Raw genomic sequence first — 7,807 nt, 5'->3', positions numbered from 1 at the left:
CGGCCCCCCAACCCCCCGCACGTCCCCCCGTCGCCGCCGCACTCTCCGTCGGGCCCCTGCCCCAACCGCACACCGGTCGCGGCGGTAACAGACCGCACCGTCACCGGCGCCGGATGCTCGGGGGCCAGCCGGTAGTCCACCGACAGCACATGGAATCCCCCGGTTCGGCAGATCTCGCGGCACAGGTCGTCGTGGCTGGCGATGCTGCCGATCACATGCCCGCCGCCGTGGAAGAACACCAGCAGCGGCGCGGCGGCTTCGTCGGTGCGGTAATGCCTGGCGGTGCGCGGGCCTTCGGCGCCGGTGACGGTGAGGTCTGTCACCGCCGCGACCGGTGTGCGCTTGGGGAAGCTGCCCGCGAGCAGCTCCAGCTGCGCACGGGCGGCGACATGGTCGTCGTCGGCGACCAGCCCGTCGAGACCGAGCAGGTGTTGGCCGGCGAGCATCAGCTGCATCGTGGTGTCCAGGGTGTTCCCGTCGACGGTGATCGACCGTCCGCCCAGCAGGATCCGCTTGACCGGATCCGGGATGTGCGGCATCGCACGCAGCGTGACGCCTGCGATCTTGTTCGCCAGCACATCGCCGGTGCTGACCTTCCGGCGCGCCGGCGGCTGCTCGGATCGGCCGGGCAGGGGGCCCGTCACGGTTTCGGTCACGGTTGCTCCTTGTGTGTGGCGCTGATTAGGCCTGTATCGCTGGCGGCAATATAGTCTTCGCGAGCATTCCACTTCAGAAAAGAAGGTGACATGACGTCGGCGGCAGCCATCCCCACCGTCACACTCAACGACGACAACACCATGCCGGTGATCGGCCTCGGTGTGGGTGAGTTGTCCGATGCCGAGGCCGAACGGTCGGTTCTGGCGGCGTTGGAGGCCGGTTACCGGCTGATCGACACCGCGGCCGCGTACGGCAATGAGGCCGCGGTCGGGCGCGCGGTCGCCCAGTCCGGCGTGCCCCGCGAGGAGTTGTTCATCACGACCAAGCTCGCGGCCGAGGATCTGGGCTTCCAGTCCTCTCAGGACGCCATCAGGGCGAGCCTGGAGCGCCTCGGCCTGGAGTACGTCGACCTGTACCTGATCCACTGGCCCGCCGGTGAGCAGGGCAAGTACGTCGACAGCTGGGGCGGGATGATGAAGTCCAAGGAGGTCGGCCTCGCCCGCTCGATCGGTGTGAGCAACTTCCATGCCCAGCACCTCGACGACATCATCAACCTGTCGTTCTTCACCCCGGCGGTGAACCAGATCGAGTTGCACCCGCTGCTCAACCAGTCCGAGTTGCGGGCGGTCAACGCCGAACACGGCATCGTCACCGAGGCCTACGGCCCGTTCGGTGTGGGCAATCTGCTGAGCAACACCGTCGTCACCGGGATCGCCGACGCGACCGGCAAGACACCGGCGCAGGTGCTGCTGCGCTGGAGCCTGCAACTGGGCAACGTCGTGATCTCGCGCTCGACGTCGCCGGAGCGGATCGCGTCGAATCTCGACGTGTTCGGCTTCGAACTCACCGACGAGCAGATGACGGCCCTCAACGGGCTCGACGAGGGCACCCGGTTCCGGCCGGATCCCGAGACCTACACCGGGTTCTAGCGGGAGCCGCCGGGCGGTGGCCGACGATCCCCTCTATTCGGCGGGAACCAGCGCGCTGCTGGTGGCCCTGACGGCGTTGCGACGCGCCACGGGCGTACCCGCGGCGGCCGCGTTCGAGGAAGCCCACGCGGCCTGGCAGAAACATCGCGGCGCGTCGGATTCGTGGGAACTGTCCGCTCTGAGGAGGCTCGTCGCCGAACTCGGCGACGAGCGGTAGGGTTCGCGCATGCGTACGCCGAAGGCGCGTGCCCGCTGGGTGCGTGGAGGCCTGGTCGGGGTGTCCTCGGCGGCGCTGACCTTCGGAGCCCATGCGGCGGCGGGCGGAGGCTTTCCGCAGGGCGGCTCCCTGGTTCTCGCACTGTTGCTGTGCGCGGTGGTCGGGGCGCTGTCGGCGAATCTCCGCGTCGAGAGGCGCGGCGCCAGTTGGATCGCCACGACGACCGCCCTGGGCGCCGCCCAGATTCTGGGCCATGTGGCGTTCACCGTGACCGGTCATCACCACGGATACGACGGACTGGCGCCAGGACCGTCGATGACGGCGATGCACCTCGGCGCGGCGGTCCTGCTCGGCGGTGCCATCGCCGCGGCTGAACATCTCTACGCCGTCTGCGTATCGGTGCTGTGCTGGCTGCGTCTCTTCGCGCAGCGCGCCACCCGCCCCAGGGCCCGGATCATCCGGTGGGTCCTGAAAGTCGTTGCGGCCCGGCCCGTTCTGGCCACCGGGCTGGGGATGCGGGCTCCCCCGGGAGTTCCTGCGACCGTCTGACGGTCCCCTCGCTTCACCACCGTGTTCTCGGCCGCAGCGCAGCGCTGCGGTCTTCACGCACCGGCGCCGACCCCTTGCGCGTCGACGTCGGCCCATGTCGCAACGACTGACAAAGGCTTCTTCGATGACCCGTCCCGAAAACACCCTCGACCTGTCCCCGCCGCGCGATCCAGCGGTCCCCCGACACCGCCTGCGCGCGCTCGTCATCCGGCTCCACTTCTACGCCGGTGTACTGGTTGCGCCGTTTCTCGTCGTCGCCGCCGTCACCGGTGCCCTGTACGCGCTGGCACCGACATTCGAGAAGTGGGTGTACCGCGACGTCCTGGCCGTGGCTCCCGCCGACACCGCGATCCCGCTGACCCACCAGATCGCGGCGGCGCAGTCGGCGTTCCCGGAGCTCGCCGTGACCGGATTACGCCCGCCCGCCGCGGCGACGGAGTCCACCCGGATCTACTTCGCCGATCCGAGTTCGGCCGACGAGATGATGCGCGCGGTGTTCGTCGACCCGCACACCGGGCAGGTCCTGGGTGACGAGGTGACCTGGCTCGGATATCTGCCCGTCAGCACGTGGCTGGACGGTCTGCATCGCCACCTCAACCTCGGCGAGCCGGGCCGGATCTACAGTGAACTCGCGGCCTCCTGGCTGTGGGTGATCGCGCTCGGCGGCCTGTACCTGTGGCTGATGAGGGCCGCAGGTGACCGCCGGCGGGGCCGCAATGCCCGCATCCTGACGGTGGACCGCAGCGTTCGGGGCCGTTCGCGCACGCTGAACTGGCACGGCGCCACCGGCGTGTGGCTGCTCGCCGGCCTGCTGTTCCTGTCCGCCACCGGCATCACCTGGTCCACCTACGCCGGCGCGCACGTCAGCGACATCAGGGCGGCTTTGAATTGGCAACGGCCGCAACTGGACAGCGCGCTACCAGGAGATGCTGGGCATGCCGGACACGCCGGTCATCCGGCGCGCGGCCACGGCGCCGCCCCACCGCCGACGGACTACGACGCCGTGCTGGACGCCGCGGCGGGGGCAGGAGTTCGACTGCCGGTGGAGATCACCGTGCCAGCCGACCATGGTCAGGGCGTCACGGTGAGCGAGATCGACAAGCCGTACCGGTGGACGACGAACGCCGCCGTCGTGGATCCCGGCACCCTCACGGTCACCGCGGAGATCGACTACTGGCGCGACTACTCGTTGGTGGCCAAACTGGCCGACTGGGGGATCCGCGCACATATGGGCTTCCTTTTCGGGCTGCTCAACCAGTTGCTGCTGCTCGGTATCGCGGTCACGCTGCTGACCGTGATCGTGCGCGGCTACCGGATGTGGTGGCAGCGCAGACCGACGCGCGGTTCCGCATGGGCCGCCGGCCGGCCTCCGGTGCGCGGAGGGTTACGACGGCTGCCCCGGCCGGCGCTGTGTGCGCTGATCCCGGCCGCGGCGGTCGTCGGCTGGTTCCTACCGGTGCTCGGGCTTTCGTTGGCCGTGTTCGTCGTCATCGACGTCGTCGTCGGCGCGGTGAAGACACGGAAGGCGAAAAGTCATGCCTGACACCAGGATCAGATCACTGTTCGTGATTGCGGTGCTCGCGGTGGCGACGGCGTGCACCTCCGGGGGACCGGACGCCGATGCCGCGATGGCCGCCTCGGTGACGGTCGAGGACCCGTGGGTGCGCGCGGCGGAATCAGGGATGACCGCGGTGTTCGGGACGCTTGCCAACACCGGCGGGCGTCCGGTGCGGATCGTCGGTGCCGAGTCCTCCTCCGCCGCACGGGTGGAGATCCATGAGATCGCCAGGGGCGGCAGCGGTGGCACCACGATGCGGCCCAAAGTCGGCGGTATCGCGATCGCGCCGGGCCACAGCCATGCATTGGTTCCCGGCGGGGACCATCTGATGCTGATGGACCTCAAGGTGCCACTGCACCCGGGTGGCGACGTCGCCGTCACCGTCGTGTTCGAAGACGGATCGGCGCTGCCGGTTCACGCCCAGATCCGCGACTTCGCCGGAGGCGACGAAGAATACCCGGGCGAGCAGGGACATGGTCATGGTTGATCTGCCGCATCAGCGGCGTATCAGCAGGCGGCGACTACTGGGCGGGGGTGCCGCGCTGGCCGGCGCGGCGTCCCTGACCCGCTGCGCTGGAGTTGAATGCTCCTATCCGGCAACGGTTTTCGGTGACGAAATGGAGCCTTTTCACGGCCGGCACCAGGCCGGTGTCACCACGCCGCCACAAGCACACGCTCTGTTCGTGGCCGTGGATCTTGTTCCACCCCAGGGCCGTACCGCCGGCGAAGCGCTGGCCGCGATACTCAGACTGTGGAGCGCCGATGCGGCACGGCTGACCCAGGGCCGTCCTGCCCTGGCCGACACCGAGCCCGAGCTCGCTCACCGGCCTTCCAGGCTCACGGTCACCGTCGGCATCGGACCCGAGACCTTCGGAAAGGTCGGTCTGGCACACCGTCTGCCGGGCTCGGTCACCGAGCTGCCCGCGTTCGGGACCGATCGATTGGACCCACGATGGTGTGGCGGGGACCTTCTGCTGCAGATCTGCGCCGACGATCCGCTCGTCGTCGCGCACGCCGCGCGCGTGCTGCTCAAGAACGTCCGCACCATGACGGTTCAGCGATGGCGCCAGAGCGGATTCCGCAGCGCCCGCGGTGCCGGCAGGCCCGATGCCACCATGCGGAATCTGATGGGACAGGTGGACGGAACCGCCAACCTCCGCGAGGCCGACGAATTCGACCGCCACGTCTGGGACGACGGGTCCGGACAAGCGTGGTTCGCCGGCGGCACGGTGTTGGTGTTGCGGCGGATCCGGGCCGAACTGGACACGTGGGACGAACTCGACCGCACCAGCAAGGAGTTGACGGTCGGACGTCGCCTCGACACCGGCGCGCCGCTGACGGGGACGGCCGAGTTCGACGAGCCCGACCTCGGCGCGACGGCCGACGGCATCCCGGTCATCCCGCCCAACTCACACGTCGCGCTGGCCCGGCACCGTTCGGACGATGAACGGTTCCTGCGCAGGGCTTACAACTACGACGACCCGCCGCCGGCAGGCACCACCGACGCCGGGCTGATCTTCGCGGCGTATCAACGCGATCCGGCACGGCAGTTCGTGCCCGTGCAACGGCGACTGGCCCAGGCCGATGCACTCAACCCGTGGATCACGACCATCGGCTCGGCGGTGTTCGCGATCCTGCCCGGCGCAGCAGAGGACGGCTACCTGGGTCAGGGCCTCTGGGATTGAGCCGCGTACCACACCGTCCGATCAGATCATCCCGGGCATACCGGTACCGCCGCCCGACATCGCCGGCGACGGGATCGACGGCGGAGAGATCGGTGGCGGCGCGATCGGCGGCGGCGGGGCCACTGGCGGCGGCGGCAGGAACGGGCTTCCTACGCAGGCGGCATCGGCGGGGTTGCTCATACAGCCGGGGTCAAGGGGCCCGGTGGGCGGGGCCGGCGGCGCAGGCGCGGCGTACGGGCCACCTTGACACTGCGGCGCGGTGGGCATCGTCACGCAACGGGGGTCGCCGGGACCGGTGGGCGCACCGGGATCCGGGTCCGCCATGGCCGCAACCGCCGTCGCGGTGGCCGCTGCTGCGCCGAGTGCCAGAGCCACAACGGTTTTCGCCACCACGTCGCGGACTGCCGAAGTCTTCACCGTGAGTCCCTGCCCTCCGACGTTTGCTGAGCGTTCTGTGATGTCGGTTATCGTCACACGGACATCGGTTTTTTGACAGCAGAACGCCGGAACAAGATTTAGCTGCAGACGTCAATAACCGTGACGCGGACGCTCCCGTGTTCGAACGGTCAGGCGGCCGGGCACGTGTTTGCGGCATCGCGCAGCACAGGCGCCGACGGCGCGTCCACGGGCAGCGCGTAGCCGCGCAGCACCGCGATGAACTGCATGGCGTACTGACAGTGGAACGCGTCGTTCGGCGGCATCCAGACCGACGGCGGCTTGTCCCCCTTGTCCTGGTTCGCTCCACCCGACACCGCGAGCAGGTTGGCCGGGTCGTTGGCGAACCGCTCCCTCATCTCGTCGGTCCAGGTGCGCGCACCGAGATCCCACGCCAACGCCAACGGCACGATGTGATCGATCTGGACGGCATCACCGGTCTGGGCGCCGCGGACGAACGGCACCGTCGCGTTGGTGTACGGATCCCGCAGGGTTCCGGTGGCGACGGCTCGTGGGCATCGCGAGATCGCCACATAGGTCTTGTCGATCAGATCGCGGTCCAGGATGTCGTTTCCGCGTTTCCTCAGGATTTTGCCGTGTTGCGCGGCTGTTTTGTGGCGACAGGTCCTACCCTGCGGTGATGGACACACCGCCGGAAGCGAGAACTGACTGGACGCTCGTCTGGACCGGTGACGCGCCGCTGGACGTCAGTCTCGACCCACTGCTGGCAGGGTTCGCCGATCTTGCGGAGCGCGAACGCGCGCTGGGCATCGGACGCAATGTCCCTGTATTGATTGACCCTGTTGGCCGCTGCGATGTGCGGCTATCCGAGTTCTTCCGCTCTCCTCATTTCGCCAGGCTGAGTCTCTCGTCAAGAACCTCGTACGCCGGCGATATTCGGATGTGGGTGGAATACCTTGCTTCACGGGATCGCTCGTGGAGCGACGCATCTCCAGCCGATGTCGATACCTACTGGCTCTGGCGCTCACGACGCGACCTTAATGAAAACGCAGTCAGCGGATCGAAGATCAATCGAGAGCTCGCAGCTATCACATTGCTGTACAAGTGGGCCTCGCACCGCACCCGCGCATACGTTTCGTTCAATCCGGTCGAACGTGAGTTTTTGACGTCACCGCGCTCCACGAGGACGAAAGGCACCCCAGTACGGTCCCGCAATGTAGTCGCCGAGCGGGTCAAGTGGGTGACGCCGCGGACGTATCGACTCTGGAGAAGTGTCGGCATCGAGGGATACACCTTAGAAGGTGTTCGCGATCCCTCATTCCGTGGCCGAAACTCCCTCCGCAACAGGGCAATGGTTGATCTGCTGTTTTCTTCCGGCCTCCGGATCACCGAAGGTGCCTCGTTGTTGACGCTCGAATTGCCGGCGAGGTCCCCACACGCTGCTGGCCTCAACGAGGCGCACCTACCTGCGGCAATCGCAAAGGGCTGTCATCCGCGCATGTGGTATCTGTTCGATGACGCAGCATCCCTGGTCGACAACTATGTCCGCACTTCCAGAATGGCGTCGGTAGATCGGGCCCAGCGGATGGGTCGATACAATAACTCCGACCGATTATTGGTCACCGACATTCGAATTGGCTCCGACACAATAAAACTCCGACACTCAGGGCGATGGCTGGCAATGTCAACTTGAAGCGCCCCGGGTTTGATACACACTCGGTTATTGGTGTGCAGCCGATGGGTGGGCTGTGTTTGTAGCGTAGTAGACCTGCTCGTATTCGATCGGTGGGATGCGGCCCAGACGGTGCATGAGCCT

Annotated in this window: 9 protein-coding genes and 1 pseudogene; 7 read left to right on the top strand and 3 right to left on the bottom strand. The window is 67.6% G+C overall.

The features are described 5' to 3' along the window. On the bottom strand, positions 1-656 hold a 656-nt coding region (locus ASJ79_RS13855; RefSeq protein ID WP_231750842.1), incomplete at its 3' end, for an alpha/beta hydrolase. Between the two features lie 90 nt (positions 657-746). Here ASJ79_RS13855 and ASJ79_RS13850 point away from each other — a divergent pair. The 6 genes from ASJ79_RS13850 (at position 747) to ASJ79_RS13825 (ending at position 5,595) form a co-directional block, all read left to right on the top strand. Continuing rightward, on the top strand, positions 747-1,586 hold the full coding sequence (locus ASJ79_RS13850; protein WP_067956047.1) for an aldo/keto reductase: 840 nt from the start codon (positions 747-749) through the stop codon (positions 1,584-1,586). A 16-nt stretch (positions 1,587-1,602) separates the two neighbouring features. After that, positions 1,603-1,803, top strand: coding sequence for a hypothetical protein (locus tag ASJ79_RS13845; RefSeq protein ID WP_067956045.1), 201 nt, complete (start codon positions 1,603-1,605; stop codon positions 1,801-1,803). Between the two features lie 9 nt (positions 1,804-1,812). Continuing rightward, positions 1,813-2,352 carry a hypothetical protein gene (locus ASJ79_RS13840; RefSeq protein ID WP_067956043.1) on the top strand — a complete coding sequence of 180 codons (540 nt, stop codon included), beginning with the start codon at positions 1,813-1,815 and terminating at the stop codon, positions 2,350-2,352. Between the two features lie 124 nt (positions 2,353-2,476). Next, entirely contained in the window at positions 2,477-3,895 is a 1,419-nt protein-coding gene (locus ASJ79_RS13835) for a PepSY domain-containing protein (protein ID WP_067956041.1), read from the top strand. Then, the gene (locus ASJ79_RS13830) at positions 3,888-4,397 is read left to right on the top strand and encodes a copper chaperone PCu(A)C (RefSeq protein ID WP_067956039.1); all 510 of its coding nucleotides are present in this window, start codon (positions 3,888-3,890) and stop codon (positions 4,395-4,397) included. The genes ASJ79_RS13835 and ASJ79_RS13830 overlap by 8 nt, the downstream gene beginning before the upstream one ends. Then, positions 4,384-5,595, top strand: a complete 1,212-nt coding sequence (locus tag ASJ79_RS13825) for a Dyp-type peroxidase (RefSeq protein WP_369803666.1) — start codon at positions 4,384-4,386, stop codon at positions 5,593-5,595. Before ASJ79_RS13830 ends, ASJ79_RS13825 begins: the two co-directional genes overlap by 14 nt. A gap of 21 nt (positions 5,596-5,616) precedes the next feature. On the opposite strand, the gene ASJ79_RS32235 is transcribed toward ASJ79_RS13825, so the two are convergent. Both ASJ79_RS32235 and ASJ79_RS13820 read right to left on the bottom strand, forming a co-directional pair. Further along, on the bottom strand, positions 5,617-6,012 hold the full coding sequence (locus ASJ79_RS32235) for a hypothetical protein (protein WP_156448435.1): 396 nt from the start codon (positions 6,010-6,012) through the stop codon (positions 5,617-5,619). A 149-nt stretch (positions 6,013-6,161) separates the two neighbouring features. Continuing rightward, positions 6,162-6,602 (bottom strand): annotated as a pseudogene (locus tag ASJ79_RS13820) (HNH endonuclease family protein); the annotation flags it as partial. 68 nt (positions 6,603-6,670) lie between these two features. On the opposite strand from ASJ79_RS13820, the gene ASJ79_RS31010 reads away from it, so the two are divergent. Then, positions 6,671-7,684 carry a site-specific integrase gene (locus tag ASJ79_RS31010; RefSeq protein ID WP_082753829.1) on the top strand — a complete coding sequence of 338 codons (1,014 nt, stop codon included), beginning with the start codon at positions 6,671-6,673 and terminating at the stop codon, positions 7,682-7,684. Positions 7,685-7,807: the final 123 nt, after the last annotated feature.

Origin of the sequence: Mycobacterium sp. NAZ190054 (assembly GCF_001545925.1) — a bacterium.
In the GTDB taxonomy this organism is placed as follows: domain Bacteria; phylum Actinomycetota; class Actinomycetes; order Mycobacteriales; family Mycobacteriaceae; genus Mycobacterium.
The sequence above is the reverse complement of the archived record's forward strand: the minus strand, read 5'-3'. Positions and strand labels throughout refer to the sequence as shown.